General features: G+C 49.9%; 15 protein-coding genes and 1 pseudogene. 10 read left to right on the forward strand and 6 right to left on the reverse strand.

Annotated features, from left to right (window positions below; translation table 11 throughout):
* The first annotated feature begins 138 nt into the window (after positions 1-138).
* The 3 genes from B5F07_RS17160 (at position 139) to B5F07_RS17170 (ending at position 1,920) form a co-directional block, all read left to right on the forward strand.
* A complete protein-coding gene (locus B5F07_RS17160) occupies positions 139-462 on the forward strand; it encodes a hypothetical protein (RefSeq protein ID WP_087162434.1) in 324 nt (107 codons plus the stop codon).
* Positions 463-530: 68 nt separating this feature from the next.
* Entirely contained in the window at positions 531-791 is a 261-nt protein-coding gene (locus B5F07_RS23585) for a type II toxin-antitoxin system RelB/DinJ family antitoxin (protein ID WP_087162435.1), read from the forward strand.
* Positions 718-1,920, forward strand: coding sequence for a class I SAM-dependent rRNA methyltransferase (locus tag B5F07_RS17170; RefSeq protein WP_087162436.1), 1,203 nt, complete (start codon positions 718-720; stop codon positions 1,918-1,920). Before B5F07_RS23585 ends, B5F07_RS17170 begins: the two co-directional genes overlap by 74 nt.
* A 106-nt stretch (positions 1,921-2,026) precedes the next feature.
* Here the strand turns inward: B5F07_RS17170 and B5F07_RS17175 are convergent, their stop codons facing one another.
* A complete protein-coding gene (locus tag B5F07_RS17175; RefSeq protein ID WP_087162437.1) occupies positions 2,027-3,742 on the reverse strand; it encodes an AAA family ATPase in 1,716 nt (571 codons plus the stop codon).
* A 233-nt stretch (positions 3,743-3,975) separates the two neighbouring features.
* Positions 3,976-4,569 carry a 50S ribosomal protein L25 gene (locus B5F07_RS17180; protein ID WP_087162438.1) on the reverse strand — a complete coding sequence of 198 codons (594 nt, stop codon included), beginning with the start codon at positions 4,567-4,569 and terminating at the stop codon, positions 3,976-3,978.
* 298 nt (positions 4,570-4,867) lie between these two features.
* Here B5F07_RS17180 and B5F07_RS17185 point away from each other — a divergent pair, with 298 nt between their 5' ends.
* The gene (locus B5F07_RS17185) at positions 4,868-5,575 is read left to right on the forward strand and encodes a response regulator transcription factor (protein WP_087162439.1); all 708 of its coding nucleotides are present in this window, start codon (positions 4,868-4,870) and stop codon (positions 5,573-5,575) included.
* The gene (locus B5F07_RS17190) at positions 5,572-7,374 is read left to right on the forward strand and encodes a sensor histidine kinase (RefSeq protein WP_087162440.1); all 1,803 of its coding nucleotides are present in this window, start codon (positions 5,572-5,574) and stop codon (positions 7,372-7,374) included. The genes B5F07_RS17185 and B5F07_RS17190 overlap by 4 nt, the downstream gene beginning before the upstream one ends.
* On the opposite strand, the gene hcp is transcribed toward B5F07_RS17190, so the two are convergent.
* Positions 7,369-9,021 carry a hydroxylamine reductase gene (hcp, locus tag B5F07_RS17195; RefSeq protein WP_087162441.1) on the reverse strand — a complete coding sequence of 551 codons (1,653 nt, stop codon included), beginning with the start codon at positions 9,019-9,021 and terminating at the stop codon, positions 7,369-7,371. The genes B5F07_RS17190 and hcp overlap by 6 nt on opposite strands.
* A 110-nt stretch (positions 9,022-9,131) precedes the next feature.
* Between hcp and B5F07_RS17200 the strand changes: the two genes are divergently transcribed.
* The 5 genes from B5F07_RS17200 (at position 9,132) to B5F07_RS17220 (ending at position 15,054) form a co-directional block, all read left to right on the forward strand.
* Complete coding sequence (locus tag B5F07_RS17200) at positions 9,132-9,797, forward strand: Crp/Fnr family transcriptional regulator (protein WP_087162442.1); 666 nt, start codon at positions 9,132-9,134, stop codon at positions 9,795-9,797.
* A 122-nt stretch (positions 9,798-9,919) separates the two neighbouring features.
* Positions 9,920-11,677: a molecular chaperone DnaK gene (gene dnaK / locus B5F07_RS17205; RefSeq protein WP_087162443.1), complete on the forward strand. Its 1,758-nt coding sequence runs from the start codon at positions 9,920-9,922 to the stop codon at positions 11,675-11,677.
* Between the two features lie 180 nt (positions 11,678-11,857).
* Entirely contained in the window at positions 11,858-13,204 is a 1,347-nt protein-coding gene (locus B5F07_RS17210) for a radical SAM protein (protein ID WP_087162444.1), read from the forward strand.
* A complete protein-coding gene (locus B5F07_RS17215) occupies positions 13,205-14,251 on the forward strand; it encodes a hypothetical protein (protein ID WP_087162445.1) in 1,047 nt (348 codons plus the stop codon). It begins immediately after the preceding gene.
* Positions 14,252-14,292: 41 nt separating this feature from the next.
* Complete coding sequence (locus tag B5F07_RS17220; RefSeq protein WP_087162446.1) at positions 14,293-15,054, forward strand: 4Fe-4S binding protein; 762 nt, start codon at positions 14,293-14,295, stop codon at positions 15,052-15,054.
* A gap of 114 nt (positions 15,055-15,168) precedes the next feature.
* On the opposite strand, the pseudogene B5F07_RS23590 reads toward B5F07_RS17220, so the two are convergent.
* From B5F07_RS23590 to glgB, 3 genes and pseudogenes are all read right to left on the reverse strand, one after another.
* A pseudogene (locus tag B5F07_RS23590) lies at positions 15,169-15,244 on the reverse strand (AAA family ATPase); the annotation flags it as partial.
* 38 nt (positions 15,245-15,282) lie between these two features.
* Positions 15,283-16,329, reverse strand: a complete 1,047-nt coding sequence (locus B5F07_RS17230) for an aldo/keto reductase (protein ID WP_087162448.1) — start codon at positions 16,327-16,329, stop codon at positions 15,283-15,285.
* A 164-nt stretch (positions 16,330-16,493) separates the two neighbouring features.
* Complete coding sequence (glgB, locus tag B5F07_RS17235; protein ID WP_087162449.1) at positions 16,494-18,299, reverse strand: 1,4-alpha-glucan branching protein GlgB; 1,806 nt, start codon at positions 18,297-18,299, stop codon at positions 16,494-16,496.
* Positions 18,300-18,312 lie beyond the last annotated feature (13 nt).

An 18,312-nucleotide genomic window follows, 5' to 3' on the forward strand; every position in this document is an offset into this window, starting at 1 on the left:
TTCAAAGTTACAAATTTGAGACGCGCATTGTGCTTGCCGGGTAACTTTGCGCTGATAGAATACGGAATATCAGAAGGGATATAAAATATCGGAAAATACAGAATATCGAAAACAGTAAAAAGAAGGGGAAGAATGACTATGGGAAGAAATGTGCTTATTGTTGAATCAGATATGGATTTTGCCATAAAACTCGGCCTCTTTTTCGGAAGGAAATCATTCAGTCCGGTGTTTGCTTTTTCCATCCGCGAGGCAATGGCGGAACTGCGGGCGCAGACGCCGGTGCTGGTCTGTGTAAATCCTCTGCTCCGGGACGGCACGGGAGAGGATTTCCTGAAAAAAGCGCGGGCAGAAGGATTCGATATGCCGGTAGTGTCCATGGAAGGATGGCTGCCGGAGGAACTGCCCGAATATCTGCCGGAGAGGCTGCCGGAATACCTGCCCGGAAAGATGCAGGCGGGATGAAAATACAGGTAATCAAATGTTTGCAAATGCATAAAAATATAGTAAAATGATTTCAGAAAGATGATGTTATGTCCAGCACTTTAATTCAATTTCGGACAGATGACGATTCGAAGCTGAAGGAAACGAGCATTTGTGAACGTTTGGGGATTGATCTGCCAACATATATGCGAATGTGCATATCACGATTAATCAGAGAAAATGGGATACCATTCAGTATGAAGTTAGATGAAGAAAAGAAATGCGGGGAGGAAAACCATGGAGAATGCGATTGTGACATTGAAAAAAGGCGAGGGGCGCGCTCTGAAGCAGGGCGGCCCCTGGATTTATGATAATGAGGTGGCGAGCATCGTCGGAAATTTTGAGGACGGGGATATCGTGCTCGTCCATGATTTTGACGGATATCCGCTGGGACGGGGATTTATCAACCGGAATTCAAAGCTGATCGTGAGGATGATGACCCGGGATAAGGATACGCAGGTGGATGAAGCGTTTATCCGGATGCGGGTGAAGAATGCCTGGGAGTACCGGAAGAAAGTAGTGGCCACGTCGAGCTGCCGGGTGATCTTCGGAGAAGCGGATTTCCTGCCGGGAATTGTGGTGGACAAGTTTGCTGATGTGTTGGTGGTGGAATCCCTGGCACTTGGGATCGACCGCTTCAAGGTGATGATTGTGGATATTTTAAAGGAGCTGATGGAGGAGGACGGCATCCACATCCGGGGCGTCTATGAACGGAGTGACGCGAAAGTCCGGGAACAGGAGGGAATGGAACGGTACAAAGGTTTCATCGGAGAACCCTTTGATACAAAAGTAGAGATCGTGGAGAACGGCGTGCGCTATTATGTGGATGTAAAAGACGGGCAGAAGACCGGATTCTTCCTGGATCAGAAGTACAACCGCCAGGCTGTGGCAAAGCTCTGTAAGGGCGCGCGGGTGTTGGACTGCTTTACCCACACGGGGTCTTTCGCCCTCAATGCAGGCATGGCGGGGGCAGCGCATGTGACCGGTGTGGACGCATCCGAGCTGGGAGTCGCCCAGGCGAGGGAAAACGCGGCGCTCAACGGCCTGGAGGACCGGGTGGAATTCCTCTGCGCGGACGTCTTTGACCTGCTTCCGGAACTGGAGAAAAAGGGAGAGAAATATGATGTGGTGATCCTCGATCCCCCGGCGTTTACCAAGTCGAGAAGTTCCATTAAGAAAGCGGTCAGGGGATACCGCGAGATTAACCTGCGGGGGATGAAGCTGGTGAAGGACGGAGGATATCTGGCAACCTGCTCCTGCTCTCATTTCATGGATTACGAACTGTTTACACAGACCATCGGGCAGGCGGCGAGAAATGTACATAAGCGCCTGCGGCAGGTGGAGTTCCGCACCCAGGCGCCGGATCATCCGATTCTCTGGGGAGCGGGAGATTCGTATTATCTTAAGTTCTATATTTTCCAGGTCTGCGATGAGAAATAGAAGCTAAGCAGCTGGGAAAATTTTGGTTTATTTGCATCATATACGGAGAAAGCGTGCAGAAAAGCTGCTCTGTGTCTTTTCTGCACGCCTCTGAAAAGAAGCATTTTCATGAATGCTCCTGATTCCCCTCACCGATCAGTACCTTTTTCCCCTGAAAAGCAAACCCGTATTTTCTGATATTCTCTTCCGGGATTCCTGCTTCCAGCAGTTCAGTGGCATATCCTTTCTGCTCGATCTGCAGGAGAGCACGCTGTACGGTATCTTCCAGTGAATCCTCGTTTCTGGCATCAAATAGTTTGAATTCCAGGATTGCTGCATGGTCATTTGAATTTCTGGGTCTTAGAATAACGTCGTATCTTCCAAAACCGCTTTCTCTGTTAGATTTGATTTCATATCTGTCAATCAGTTCCACAATCAGCCCGAGCACAAAACCATGGTAAAAGCGTTCGGGTTCTTCGTGTCCTTCTGAACCGTTTCCTACATCAAAATAGCTGAATATCCTGCCGGCAACCCGGTTCATGTAGGTGTTCATAGTCTCTACATCTCCGGAAAGAAATGCTTTGATAAACAGATTGTAATCGCCGGCCGCGGGAGCAAACCAACTGCGCACCATGTTATGGAACATGATTTTAACCTCAAAATTGGTAAGCCTTAATTCATAGAGCTGCCTCCATGTCCCATATTCAGATACAGTGGTCCGGATACTGTTCACTGCGAGATAACCACTGGCAAGGAGGAGGCTCCAGATTGCGCTTTCATCATGATCCAGCTGGGCATATACGATCTGTTCATCCAGTTCCGCAGTGATTGTCTGTCCGTCTAACAGCTGCTCAAAGGATTCTTTTATCTGTATATTTCCTTCCTGAATCAGCTTCCCGATCAGGCTGTTGCTGCTCGTGTTTGCCCAGTAGGGGGCTGCTGTCTTTTTATCAAGGTAATTGATGATGGACCAGGGATTGTAGATATCTGTTATATCGCCGAAAGAAAAGCCGTCATACCATTTTTTGACTTCCTTTTCTCTGTCCGTCATGCCGTACTCTTTTAATGCCTGTAAAACTTCTTTTTCCGTAAACCCAAACTTGTCTGCATATTTTTTTGATGTCGTGGTTACAACTTCCAGATTGTTCAGGTCGGAAAAGATGGATTCCTTGCTGACTCTTGTGATACCGGTCATCACTGCGCGTTCAAGATAGGGATTGGTTTTAAAAGTGGAATTAAGCAGAGAACGCATAAATGACATCAGTTCCTGCCAGAAACCGTTGATATATGCTTCCTGCAGCGGGGTATCATATTCGTCAAGGAGAATAATTGTTTTTCGTCCATACCGGCGGCTCAGATAATCCGACATTTTCCGCAGCGCGACAGAGGCAGTGCTGTCATTCATAACCGGCGAGACTGCTCTGTATTCTGCTTTTTCATTTTCAGTAAGGAGATCGGTTCCCAGCAGATCAGCATGGCGGTCATAGACTTCCTGAATGATCCGGCAGATACTTTCTCTTGCCTGGGCAAATGTAGTTTCTTTTACATTGGCGAAGCTGATAAAAATAACAGGAAATTTTCCCTGGATATTCCGGAAATTTTCATATGACCAGATCGCCAGCCCTTCAAAGAGGTTCCCTTTTCCGGCATGTTCCGCCGAAAAAAATTTTTCCAGCATACTCATATTCAGTGTCTTGCCGAATCTTCTGGGACGTGCGATCAGTGTTACAGCATCATCGGAATCCCACCATTCACGGATGAATTCGGTTTTATCAATATAAAAGTTATTCTTTTTACGGACAGTTTCGAAATCCTGATGTCCGATTCCCACTGTTCTTGCCATATTTTACCCCCTGGTTCTATTATTCGGACGGTGAACATAGTGCTTAACCCTTATGGTCTAAGTATAAGTCAGAACCGGGGCGAATACAAGAAAAACAAAAGAAAGCCCCGCCTCCGGATATCTCTGATTCATCCGGAAACGGGACCTTCGATGCGCCTTTGCAGGCGCAGAATTTATAAAATTTATGATTCTGTATTATTTATATGATCCAACAGATGACCGAAAGCGGGGCATTACTCTGCAGCGGCTTCCTCGTCTGTCTCCTCACCTACGTCAGCAGCTGATGCATGAACCTCGGTAATTGTTACAACAGTTGCTTCCAGATCTGTGGACAGATCAACATCTTTATCTTTTGCAATGTCAAGATCTTTCACACGGATTGTATCTCCGACTTTCAGATCTCCCACATCCAGTTCGATTTTCTCTACCAGTGCGGACGGAAGTGCTTTGAATGCAACTTCATGCAGCATCTGCTGCGGCACTCCTGCAACAAGCTTGTCCAGATTTACCAGATGGATCTCTGCAACAGAATGTACTTTCTCACCGCTTACGAGAGCCTGGAAATCGATCTCATCGACCTGGCCTTTGAGCGGATTGTAATCTACTTCTTTAATCAGCGCGTCGTATGTCTGACCTTCTACTTCAAGCATCACCTGTCCGCCTTTGCCCTCTTCCTTGAGCAGACGTTCTACTGCGGATTTCTCCATCTTCAGGGGGATGCTTTCTTTCATTTCACGGCCAAATATACAGCCCGTAACAAATCCCTCACGTCTGAGTTTTTTTGCTTTGATTGACATGTCTCTTCTTTCAGCTTTTAAAGTATTCATTTATCTTTTCCTCCAATCACTGAACTACGTTTTTTCTTTGTTACACTTATAATATAGCACTACATGTCAAGAGGGACGAAATTAACATAATCGGGCAAAAAATTGATCTTTTTTATTCTCTGAACAGGAAAATACCGTTATGCAGCGGATTCGGTCCGCATGCCGGCACAGTTTTCCCTTCGGGAAGGTTTTCTTTGGAAAATGCGCCCGCTGTCTTTCGAAAAGGATACAGAAAAGATATAATGATCCTGTATCATAAAGACAGAAAAAGAAAACGGCTGAATGTGAGGGGACGGATATGAGGAACGAAACGGAAAACGGCGGAAAGCCTAAGCTGCTTGTTGTGGAGGACGACCTGCTTCTGGCGGAAGCGGTGAATGATTATTTTACGGGAAAGGGATGGCAGGTCAGGGAAGCCCATGACGGTGAGACGGCTCTTGAGATGGCAGAGCGGGATTCCTGGCAGATGGTTCTCCTGGATGTTATGCTCCCGGGAAAAGACGGGTTTGAAGTTTGCAGACAATTGAGGGAGTTAAGCGACGTGCCGGTATTCTTCATCACAGCGCGGGTGATGGAGGAGGATGAACTGCGCGGCTATGCTTCCGGGGCAGATGACTATGTAACGAAACCGTTTTCCCTGCCTGTGCTGTATGCGAAAGTCATGGCGATGATGGGGCGGATGCGGGGAGAACTTCCCATGGAGAGCATGGAGAGGCTGACGAGAGGCGGTGTGGAGATCAATTTCCGTACACGGGAAGTCCGGATCCGGGGGCATGTGGTACAGCTCCCGCCGAAAGAGTATGATCTTCTGCACTTTTTTCTGGAGAATCCGAACCGGGTATTCACCAGAGAGCAGCTTCTGATCCGTTTCTGGGGCTATGATTTCGAGGGGAATGAGCGGGTGGTGGACAATCATATCAAAAAGCTCAGGAAAGCCCTGGAAGGCAGCGGGTGCAGGATCCGGACCGAGCGGAAGGCCGGGTACAGACTGGAGGTGTCTTTATGAGGAAGAAGGATATAAACCGGAAAGAGAGGGAAACAGGCAGGAAAAAGAAGGTGACAAATAGAAAAATGCGGGGAACAGCGATACTGACTTTTGCTGCCCTGTATCTGCTGAGTATGGGGCTTATGACATGGCTTGTACAGGAGAGTTACGCTGCTGAGTTTCAAAGCGATGCTGCCGCGGTGGCAGAGCAGATTAAACAGAATGCGGAGAGCGGAATCATTTCCCTGCAGGAGATGGGGATGGCAGAAGATGAGGAACGTGTGACAGACAGCCTTTATGCTGCCATCGGGAGAGGACTTGCAGGCTGGAATTCCCGGTATCATCTGCTCTCTGCGGGGATATATGACAGTGAGGGGAGGCTTGCCGCCAAGTCATGCAGTCTGCTGGTGGCGGCAATTTACGGAGAGAACGGAAATGAATACGAGAGAACCTTTAATCTGGACGAATATATGGCGGAGGACGATCTGAATACACTGGCGGAATACTGGACAGCCCCGGATTCGGGAATCGGAATGAACTTTTATCTGACACGCAATGGCGAGGATCTTCGTCTTATCGCGGTGATGAAAAATTACGAAAGCCTGACAGAGCCGGGAGAATATGCGACAAAGACAGAGTGGTACTGGCAGAATCCAGATATTCAGACAGGGGACACATCTGACAGAATCGCAGTAAATCACTGGAGAACGGCGCTGTTTCTGCCGGGAGCCGCACAGAGGCAGGAGGATCCCGGCACAGATTTGTGGCGGCAGTGGAAGGAGAAACAGGAGAAAGATCCTTTCCCGGAGAAGATCCGCTCCGGATATCAGGAAAATGGAGATTTTGCAGTCTATGCGGAGGAGCAGAAGCTGGCTGAAACAGGTGCTCAGCGGATGATCTGGATCCCGCATCCGGAAAACGAATCGGGAAATGCTGTCGGGGACGGAGATCTTGCAGAAAAAGAACTGTCTGAGTTTGGAACGTACTACACGCTCTTCGTCCGTTCCAACGCTCATCCCTGGTTGGCAGCCATGGATTATCTGAAATATGTCTACCTGGGCAGTCTCCTCTTTGCGGCGGCCTGTGCGGTCATTCTGATTATTGCGATGGAGCGCACCTACCGCCAGAGAGCGCAGATGGAGGAGCGCCGCCGGGATTTTACCAACGCCATGGCACATGAGATGAAGACTCCTCTGAGTGTGATAAGGGGATTTGCGGAGAATCTTCTGGACAATCCCGACACGGAGAAACGGGATTATTATTTGCAGCAGATGATCAGCCAGACGGAGGAAATGGACGGTCTGGTGAAAGAGATGATCCGTATCTCCAGGCTGGATTCGGAAAAACTGGTGATAAAGAAAGAACAGGTGTCACTCAGGAAGATTCTGGAAGATGAGACTTCCGGGCTTGCGGAGCAGGCAGAACACATCAGAGTGTTATGCAGTTATGAAAGTGATATTTTCCTGGAAGGTGACCGGGAGCTTCTGACTCTGGCATTCCGGAATCTTCTGTCAAATGCAGCCGTCTATAACCGTCCGGATGGAGAGATCCGTATCTGTCTGACAGGGGAGAAATGTGTGATTGAGAACACGGGAGACAATATTTCCCCGGAGGATCTGCCCCATGTCTGCGAGATGTTCTACACCGGAAACAGGAGCCGCAGCAGGGAGAAATACAGCGAAGAGAAGAAAACTGCCGGGGAAAGGCATTTCGGCCTGGGGCTGTATCTGGCAGAAAGGATTCTGCAGCTCCACGGGATGAAGCTGCAGATTGAAAATATTGCCGACGGCGTGCGGGTGACGGTGAGGAGGGGATTATAACAGCACCTTCAGGTCATCCTCCACAGTCCCGATCCCCGCGATGCCGAATGTCTTTACGAGAATATCTGCCACGTTGGGCGAGAGAAAAGCGGGAAGCGTTGGCCCCAGATGAATGTTTTTGACACCCAGATACAGCAGAGCGAGGAGGACAATCACCGCTTTCTGTTCATACCAGGCGATATTGTAGGAGATGGGCAGCTCGTTGATGTCGTCAAGCCCGAACACTTCCTTCAATTTCAGGGCAATGACTGCCAGGGAGTAGGAGTCGTTGCACTGTCCGGCGTCCAGGACGCGGGGAATTCCGTTGATATCTCCGAGGTCAAGTTTGTTATATTTATATTTGGCGCATCCGGCGGTCAGGATTACAGTATCCTTCGGAAGTGCTTTCGCAAAATCGGTATAGTAGTTCCGTGACTTTGCCCGTCCGTCACAGCCTGCCATGACGATGAATCTGCGGATGGCGCCGGACTTTACCGCCTCAACGATCTGGTCTGCCAGGGCGAGAACCTGTGCATGGGCAAATCCTCCGGTGATCTCTCCCTGCTCCAGTTCAGTGGGCGGTGCACAGTGTTTTGCATGTTCAATAAGGACGGAGAAATCTTTCTTCTCTCCCGGGCCTCCCGGAATGTGGCGGCAGCCGGGATATCCTGCGGCTCCGGTGGTGTACAGTCTGTCTTTGTAGCTGTCCCTTGGCGGCACGATACAGTTGGTTGTCATGAGTACAGGACCGTTGAAGCTCTCGAACTCTTCTTTCTGTTTCCACCATGCATTTCCGTAATTCCCGATAAAATTCGTATATTTCTTAAATGCGGGATAGTAGTGGGCGGGCAGCATTTCCGAGTGGGTATATACGTCCACGCCGGTTCCCTGCGTCTGTTCGAGAAGCATTTCCAGATCCCGCAGATCGTGTCCGGACACCAGGATGCCGGGGCGGTTTCCCACGCCAAGCTTTACCCGGGTAATCTCCGGATTTCCGTAGGCGGAAGTATTGGCTCTGTCCAGAAGAGCCATGCCGTCCACTCCGTATTTTCCGGTTTCCATGGCAAGGGAAACCAGGTCGTCGGCAGAGAGGGAATCATCCAGAGTAGCAGCCAGGGCGTGCTGGATAAATGCGTCCGTTTCCGGGTTGTCTGCAAGCAGGGCGTTTGCGTGTTTCGTGTAGGCGGCGAGCCCTTTCAGCCCATAGGTGATCAGCTCCCGGAGACTGCGGATATCCTCGTCTTCTGTGGCAAGAACGCCAACAGTTTTTGCCTTTGTTTCAAACTGATCTTCACTGCCTTTCCACAGGGCAGCTTCCGGCAGAACGGCAGTATCGCTGACCTGCGAGAGAAGCGTTTCTTTTACTTCCAGCGTTTCCCGGATTTTTGCCGTGATGGCTTCTTTATCAAAATTTGCATTGGTAATGGTCATGAAAAGATTTGTTGTGATCAGATGATTTACCGCCGGGGAGATTTTTCCGGTGTCTCCGCCTTCTCCGCTGTTCTCCCGGCGGAGCTGCGAGGTCACTGCGGAGAGCCCCTTTGTCACATATACGAGCAGATCCTGCATGGCGGCGGCATCCGGTGTTTTCCCACAGACGCCGGACATGGTGCAGCCTTTGCATCCCGCGGTTTCCTGGCACTGATAACAGAACATTCTATTTTCCATACTGTATTGTCTCCTTTGAAAAAAATTTAAGCCTTGTGCGGCTCTGTGATGTGAGTATAATAAAAACATACGGAGAATTCTGTTGTTAAAACAACAAAAAAGGAGAAAAAATGAATTACCAGAAATTGTCGCAAACGGTTCTTTTTCAGGGAACAGATGCAGCGGAAACAGAGAGAATGCTGAAATGCCTCGGCGCGGAGGAAAGACATTTTGATAAAGAGGAGACGGTCCTTCATATGGGAGATACGGTCACGTCGCTGGGCGTTGTGATCTCCGGCAGCGTGATTATTGAAAATGACGATGTATGGGGTAACCGGACGATCCTGGACCATGTGGGGCAGGGAGGAATATTTGCAGAGACTTATGCATGTGTTCCGGGAGAGAAGCTGATGGTCAGTGTGGTAGCTGCGGAACAGACGGATATCCTGTTCCTGAACGTGGCGCGGATTCTCAGAACCTGTCCGGATTCCTGCGGCTCCCACAGCAGGCTGATCCGCAATCTGCTTGCCGTTTCCGCCAGGAAAAACCTGAATCTCTCCCGGAAAATCTTCCATACATCTTCCAAAACCATCCGGGGGCGCCTACTGTCCTACCTGTCCTGGCAGGCGTTGCAGTGCGGCGGGGCAGAGTTCGATATTCCCTATAACCGGCAGCAGCTTGCCGATTATCTGGGCGTGGACCGGTCGGCTCTCTCGAATGAGCTGGGACGGATGCAGAAAGACGGTCTGATCCGGGTAAAGAGAAATCATTTTGTCCTGTCGGACGGGATAGAATGACGGCAAATGCAGCGGAAAAGTGTGAAATATCTGTGCATTCAATGAAATGATTCTAAAATCCGTTGACTTCCGGCATCGGTGTGTTACTATTTTTTACAGATTGAAAGCGAGGTTATATCACAATGGGAAAAGTAATAGGAATCGACCTGGGGACGACAAACAGCTGTGTGTCCGTCGTGGAAAATGACAAGCCGGTTATCATACCGGCATCATCCGGCAGCATGACTACGCCAAGTATTGTTGCATTTACCAAAAAAGGAGAGCGCCTGGTGGGAGAGAGTGCAAGACGCCAGGCAGTGACCAATCCGGAGCGGACGATCAGCTCCATCAAGAGGCAGATGGGTACGGACTGGGTATGCCGGATTGACGGAAAAGACTACCGGCCCCAGACCATCAGCGCCATGATTCTGATGCAGCTTAAGAAAGATGCGGAAGAGTTTATCGGGGAGACAGTGAACGATGCGGTGATTACCGTGCCGGCTTATTTTAACGATGTGCAGAGACAGGCAACCAAGGACGCGGGCAGGATCGCGGGGCTGAATGTCCTGCGTATTATCAACGAGCCTACCAGCGCGGCGCTGGCATACGGGCTGAACCACGGGGAACCCCAGAAGGTTATGGTCTACGATCTGGGAGGAGGAACCTTTGATGTGTCTGTTATTGAGATCGGCGAGGGTGTTATCGAGGTTCTGGCAACGGCCGGGGATAACCATCTGGGCGGTGATGATTTTGACGCGAGGGTAACGGATTGGCTGGTGGATCAGATCCGGAATCAGTATCACTGCGATGTGCGGCGTGATTTTGCAGCCATGCAGAGGGTCAGGGATGCAGCCGAGCAGGCAAAGAAGGAGCTGTCGGCGTCCCAGAGTACGGAGATCGTTCTTCCCTATCTGACCATGGAGAAGGGGGAACCGGTCCACGTGGACCTTACGCTGACCCGGGCACAGTTTGAAAAAATGATAAACGATCTGATCGAGAGAACAGCGGATCCGGTGCGCAATGCTCTTAATGACGCCCATATCCAGCCGTCACAGCTGGGGCGTGTCCTTCTGGTAGGAGGTTCTACGAGAATTCCGGCGGTACAGGAAAAGGTAAGGCTTCTGACAGGAAAAGAGCCTTCGAAAAATATCAACCCGGATGAATGTGTTGCCCAGGGCGCGGCGATCATGGGAAGCACCCTCCAGGGCAAAGGCCTGATTGCGGCGGGGACCGGGCAGGAACTGCTCCTTCTCGATGTGACACCCTTAAGCCTTTCCATCGAAACGGTGGGAGGTGTTGCCACCAGGCTTGTGGGGAGAAATACGACCCTGCCCACCAGATATTCCCGGATCTTTTCTACTGCGGCGCCGTTTCAGAGAAATGTGGAGATCAACGTCCTTCAGGGAGAACGTCCCATGGCGAGAGACAACAAGTCGATCGGCAAGTTTAAGCTGAAAGGGATTAAGCCTGCGCCTGCGGGCGTGCCCCAGATCGAGGTTACATTTGATATCGATGCCAACGGTATCCTGAAAGTCTCTGCAAAGGATCTGGATATGGGAAAAGAACAGTCCATTACCATCACGGCAAACGACAGGATGTCCGAGGACGAGATCCAGCAGGCGATTCACGACGCTCAGAACTATGCGGCCCAGGATCAGGTGCGCCTGGATGCGGCCGAGCTTCTGAACGAATCCCAGAGGCTTCTTAACCAGACAGAGCAGACGGTGCGGAGCATGGGAAAACAGCTCGACAAACAGAGGAAGAAACAGATCAAGGCGGACAGCAGCACCCTGCAGAAAATGGTGTCGAAGTGCAGACTGGATAAGGTGACGGAGGCGGAAGTCGCGGAGATACGGGCGGCGAAGCAGAAACTGGAGGAGAGTACGGCGGGGATTGTATGAGTGAAAACCGGACAAAAATCGAAAAGTGTCAAAAAATGTAACAATTTGTTATAAACTGTCCGATTTTTTGACACCGGAAGATTTTTGCCCGGTGATTTTTTTGCCCGGAAGACCTAAAATATTTCTGAATTAAGAAAAACCATAAATAAACAGCACAATACGAAAGAGAGGTCTTTTTTAATGAACAGTCTTGTGGAAAAAGCAAAAAATGCAGCGATTGCTGCCTCACTGAACCAGGCGTGGAAGTATCTGGGGAAGGATCCGGAGACCAATATTCCGAAGCTCCTCGATATGGTAGACAAAGTGGCGCCTGAGGGATGGTATGAAGGTCAGAGGAAGGCATTTCACAGTGCCATTGACCAGAAAAATAACTGGTATGAGCTGATTATGAAGGTTTGGAATCTGGATGAGGGTGTGCGCGACACATTTTTCCAGAATTTTATCGTAAATGCAAGTCTTTCCGGAAGTGCTATCCAGGAGAGTACGAAAGAAAAAGAGGGATGCAACATTCCCTGGGCGATTCTGCTCGATCCCACCTCTGCCTGCAACCTTCACTGTACCGGGTGCTGGGCGGCAGAGTACGGCAACAAGCTGAATCTGACACTGGATGAACTGGATTCTATCGTTTCCCAGGGCAAGAAACTGGGTACATATATGTATATCTTCACAGGCGGAGAACCGCTGGTAAGGAAGAAAGATATCATCAGGCTGTGCGAGAAGCATTCAGACTGTGAGTTCTTAAGCTTTACAAACGGCACGCTGATCGATGAGGAGTTCTGTCAGGAGATGCTCCGTGTGAAGAATTTTGTCCCGGCGATCAGTCTGGAAGGATTTGAGATGGCAAATGACGGACGCCGCGGCCAGGGAGCATATGAAAAGGTAATGAAGGCAATGAAGCTGCTGAAAGAGCACAAGCTTCCGTTTGGAATTTCTGCTTGCTATACAAGCCAGAATTATAAAGATATCAGCAGCGAAGAATTTTTCGATATGATCATGGAGGCAGGCGCGCTCTTCATCTGGTTCTTCCATTATATGCCGGTAGGACAGGGCGCAGTGCCGGAGCTTCTTCCCACTCCGGAGCAGAGGACGGAAGTCTACCGCAGGATCCGGGAGTTCCGGAAGACGAAGGCGATCTTCTCCATGGATTTCCAGAACGATGCGGAGTATGTGGGCGGCTGTATCGCGGGAGGCAGAAGATACCTTCATATTACGGCAAACGGCGATGTGGAGCCATGCGTATTTATTCACTATTCCAATGCAAATATCAGGAACTGTACGCTGCTTGAAGCGCTCAAGAGCCCGATTTTTATGGCATACCATGACGGACAGCCGTTCAATGAAAATATGTTAAGACCTTGTCCGATGCTTGAAAATCCGGAAAAACTGCGGAAGATGGTAAAGGATACCGGTGCGAAATCTACGGATTACGAGGCGCCGGAACAGGTTGACACACTCTGCGACAGATGTACTCCATATGCGGAAAACTGGAAGCCGCAGGCGGATAAATTGTGGGAAAGAGATGCATAAATGTCAGATGATATTAACCGGATCCTGATTGGTTCGGTGGTAAGAAAAACGATTGCAGACGCACAGAATTCCCCCGGGCGTTCTGTGCGCAATCTGGTGGATGCAGGGGTGAATTTTGCAAAAGGAAGTTTCCAGAAACGTTTTCTGGGAGACGTCCAGACGATACTGCAGAATGAGGACAGCGCGTATTATGACCTGGCAAAAGATATCCTTTCAAATGTAGACAGACATATCCTCTTTACATTGGGAATGAACCTGGGATATAACGGGTGTACAAAAGGAGTCAAAACGATCCGGGAGACGGAAAAAAAGAAAGGCTTCCATGTTCCATGGGCTCTGGCGCTTCGGATAAATTCGGAAGAGCCGGGGATACGGACAGAAGATTATCTGCAGATTTTCCGGGAAGGAACCGCATTGGGCGTTTATAGCTATCTGGTATTCCTGAAAGGAAAAATGTCGGAAAATACAGAGAAAATGCTGTTGGAAGTTCTGCGGAAACAGGCAGAATGTGCATTTGTGCTTTACACGGACAGGGGAAGAATGTCTCCGGTATTCATCCGTGCAGCAGGCGGCTGCGGAAATGTAATGATTGCCGTTCCGGACGATGAATATATGGCGGAAAACTGCCGGAATCTCAGAAAGGCAAGAATGCTGTACGGAATCTATTCCCGTTATGGAGAGCAGGAACGGGAGAATATCCTGAATGGAATGTGGCTGTCGGGAATCAGGGCTCTGCAGCCGCAGTTCGCGTTTCTGGTCGGGAAAAACGAGATCCTGTCGCAGACGGCACAGGAAATCTATCAGTATGTCCGGAAAGTACGGCAGAATCAGCAGCATCCGCTGATCTGCATTGATGTCCGCCAGGATGCAAAGTTTATTGATCAGGTGATGTCCTGCGACGGAAATATTTTCAGAGAGCCGCTGGTTCTGGAACTGGCAGAAGACGGCGGTGAAGGAAAATATGTCAGAGAAAGTGACGGGCAGAAGCCGGATAACAGATATAACAGCCTGGAGGAAGTTTTTCGGATGACGGAGATGAAAAACTGAGACAGGCAGCGGGAAAAAGGAAGAATAGGAGGAAATCAGAGATGAAAGTATATGAAATCTGTTTCAGCCCTACTGGCGGAACAAAAAAAGCGGCAGATATGTTGGCAAATGAGATAGGAAAAGAAGTTCAGACGGTTGATCTTACTGACAGCAGAACGGATTTTTCTGAAGTTTCTTTGGAGGAAAATGATGTGGCGGTAATTGCTGTTCCCTCCTATGGAGGACGTGTGCCGGGGACGGCGGCAGAACGCCTTGCGGCTGTCCGGGGAAACGGGGCGAAGGCCGTTCTTGTCTGTGTTTACGGTAACCGTGCTTATGAAGACACGCTTGTTGAACTGCAGGACACTGCAAAACAGGCCGGATTCTCTGTTGTATCAGCAGTCGCTGCCATCGCGGAACATTCGATTGCACGGCAGTTTGCAGCAGGCCGGCCGGATGCAAAGGATGAGGCAGAACTTCATGATTTTGCCGATAAAATCAGGGCAAAGCTGGAAGCAGAGGATTTTTCGGAACCGGAGATCCCGGGCAATCGCCCGTACAAAAAGGGCGGCGGAGCCGGGATGGTGCCAAAGCCCACGAAGGAATGTGTAAAATGCGGGCTGTGCGCTGAAAAATGCCCGGTACAGGCAATCGATAAAGATGATCCGGGAAAGGTTGACAGCAAAGTCTGCATTTCCTGTATGCGTTGTATTTCTGTCTGCCCTCATTCTGCGCGGAAGGTTAACAGCGTAATGCTGGCTGCTGTGAATACCATGCTGAAAAAGGTATGTTCCGAGCGGAAAGAATGTGAACTGTATATTTGAAAGATATTCCGTATCCTTTTACGCAGTCATACCCCTTTGCCTGCAGTCCTTCGATGTATTTGTTCTCCCTGATCTGTGCGCAGGCTTTCCGGCTGTCTTCTTTCAGATTCTCTATGGAAAGAAAATAACTGAGCATGCTCATATTCAGCGTCTTTCCAAAGCGGCGTGGCCTTGTAAATAAAGAGACTTTATCTTTCAGTGCCGGTTGTGATCGGTTTTCACACCGGATCAGTTTTCACCGATCTTCTGCTCCCCGGTACTCCACACATGGTCATCTTTTGCGGACACCTGTGTATTCTGAGCCATCACACCAACCAGTCTGTGGGGAACGTAAGGCTCTTCCAGATAGGTGATCTCATCTTCGGTGAGTTCGAGATCCACTGCTTTTGCGGCGCCTTCGATATGGTGAAGTTTTGTAGCGCCGACAACCGGAGCAGTCACTTTGGTCAGGAGCCATGCCAGGGAAATCTCGGTCATGGATACGCCTTTTCTTTCTGCCAGTTCGGCAACGCGGTCGATGATGACCTGATCCTGTTCCTCCGTACTGTCATATTTCAGTTTGGCGTAACTGTCTTCTTCCAGGCGTTTGGATGTCTCTCCCCTGTGCTTTGACAGACGCCCCCCGGCAAGTGCGCTGTAGGGTGTGAGAGCGATATTCTCTTCCCGGCAGAACGGAACCATTTCCCGTTCTTCTTCCCGGAAGATCAGATTGTAATGCCCCTGAACGGATACGAATTTTGCAAATCCTTCCTTTTCTGCCAGTGCATTCGCTTTGGCAAGCTGCCATGCGAAGCAGTTGGAAATGCCGATATAGCGGGCTTTTCCTGCTTTTACCACATTGTTGAGCCCTTCCATAATATCATAGAGCGGGGTCTGATAATCCCACATGTGGTAAATATACAGATCTACATAATCCATCCCCAGATTCTTAAGGCTCTGGTTGATCATCTGCTCGATATGCTGCTGCCCGGTGATTCCCGCAGCAATCTCGTCCTCCGTCCGCGGCAGGAATTTTGTTGCCACAACTACGTCATCCCTCTTTGCAAAGTCCTTCAGGGCACGTCCGAGATACTGTTCGCTTGTGCCGCTCTGATATGCGATTGCGGTATCGAAGAAATTCACTCCAAGTTCGAGCCCGCGGCGGATGATTTCACGCGTGTGTTCCTCATCGATAGTCCAGGAATGCTGTCCGTGTGCTGCGTCACCGAATCCCATGCATCCCATGCAGATCCGCGAGACATTCAGATCCGAATTTCCCAATTTTGTGTATTTCATAATATATGGCCTCCTTGCTGAAACATGATAATTACATTGTAAAGCTTCTGTACGTAGTATGTCCAATGCCTGCGGTGAATCACATTTCATGCCTGGTTTGTATGTTTTCCTGCCCTGATTATACCGGGGAAGAGAGTACAGTGCAATGAGACGGTTTTGAAAATTTATTTTTTCTCCGGTACATTCAGATAATATTCCGCGGAAAACGGTTTCAGCCGGAAATGAAACCTGTTTTCATCCGGATCGGGAAGCAGTTCTTTCTGCAGCTTGGCTTCTCTTCCTCCGTAAGAGGCAAGCTCGCTTGTGAAGATCCGTTGCAGCCTTCCCGTATCCGGCAGTTCCAGTGAGAAATCTTCCAGTTCCCGGTCAGAGAAGTTAAAGACTGCCGTGACCGTCTCCTTTTTCCCGATGCGGGTGAAAGCGTAGGCACACAGATCTTCTGCGTTGCATTCCAGCCAGCGGAAACCGGAAAGGCTGTAATCCTGTTCGGAAAAAGCCAGATGTTCCAGATAAAAATGATTCAGGTCTGTCATGAATCTGTGAAAATTCTGATGGGCAGGATATTCAAGAAGATTCCAGTCCTGCTCGCGCTTTTCGTCCCACTCGCGGAAGTGTCCGATCTCATTCCCCATAAAATTCAGCTTCTTGCCCGGATGGGCGTACATATACATATAGAATGCCCGGGCCTGCGGAAATTTCATGTCATAGTCCCCGTACATTTTCTGGAGGATCGTCGCTTTCCCATAGACAACCTCGTCGTGGGAGAGCGGGAGCAGGTAGCGCTCATCATAGTAGTACGCCATGGAGAAAGTAAGCTTGTGGTAATTTTCACTCCGGTATTCCGGGGAAGTGCGGAAATAGTCCAGGGTATCGTTCATCCATCCCATGTCCCATTTGTAGTCAAAGCCCAGTCCTCCGTCGGCAATGTCTTTCGTCACGCCCGGAAAACAGGTGGAATCTTCGGCTGACAGGATAGCGGACGGGTGGAGCTTTTTCAGGCCGCCATTCATATATTTTACGAATTCCACGGCATTCTGATTTACTCCCCTTGCCGGATCGCCCTGCCAGTAGATGATCCGGCTGATGGCGTCCATGCGCAGTCCGTCGATATGGTATTCCGTGAGCCAGTAGTTGGCGGCGGACTGCAGGAAACTGCGCACCTCGCCCCGGGAGTGCATGAAATTGCAGCTCCCCCACTCGCTGTAACCCACGGCGGAGTGGGGATATTCATACAGTGCGGTGCCGTCATAGCGCGCCAGGGCATAGTCATCCACAGCAAAATGAACCGGTACGAAATCAAGGATGATGCCGATCCCGTTTCTGTGGCAGGCATTTACGAAAGCTTTTAACTGATCCGCGGTGCCGTACCGGGATGTGGGGCTGAAGAATCCGGTGCCCTGGTAGCCCCAGGATTCATCGCAGGGATATTCTCCCAGGGGCATGATTTCCACATAGTTATATCCATTCTCTTTCAGATACGGGATAAGAATATCCGCCATTTCCGCGTAACTGTACCAGGCGTCCGGTTCGTCGGAGGGCTTGCGGAAGGAACCGAAGTGCATCTCATAGATGTTCAGGGGCCTGTCGTAGCAGACGTTCCGCTTCTTCATCCAGACCGCGTCGTCAAATGTAAAATCGTTCATATCCCGGATGATGGATGCGGTATTCGGGCGCAGTTCCATGCCGTATCCATAGGGATCGCAGTGGTCGATCCACTGGCCGGACTGGTCGTAGATCCGGTATTTGTACATCATTCCGGGAGCGGCTTTGGGGGAGAAATATTCCCAGAAATTGCCGTCATGCACTTTCTCCATGGGCATTTCCTCCCACTCGCTGAATTCCCCGATTACCGATATTTTCGAGGCGGAGGGGGCAAATGTGCGGAATGTCACTCCTTTATCTGCCGCGTGTGCTCCGAGATAGCGGTATGCATCAAAAATCTTTCCGGTGTAAAATCCATAAAAATCCATAAGATACCTCCTG

Origin of the sequence: Lachnoclostridium sp. An169 (genome assembly GCF_002160525.1) — a bacterium.
Taxonomy (GTDB): Bacteria; Bacillota; Clostridia; order Lachnospirales; family Lachnospiraceae; genus Mediterraneibacter; species Mediterraneibacter cottocaccae.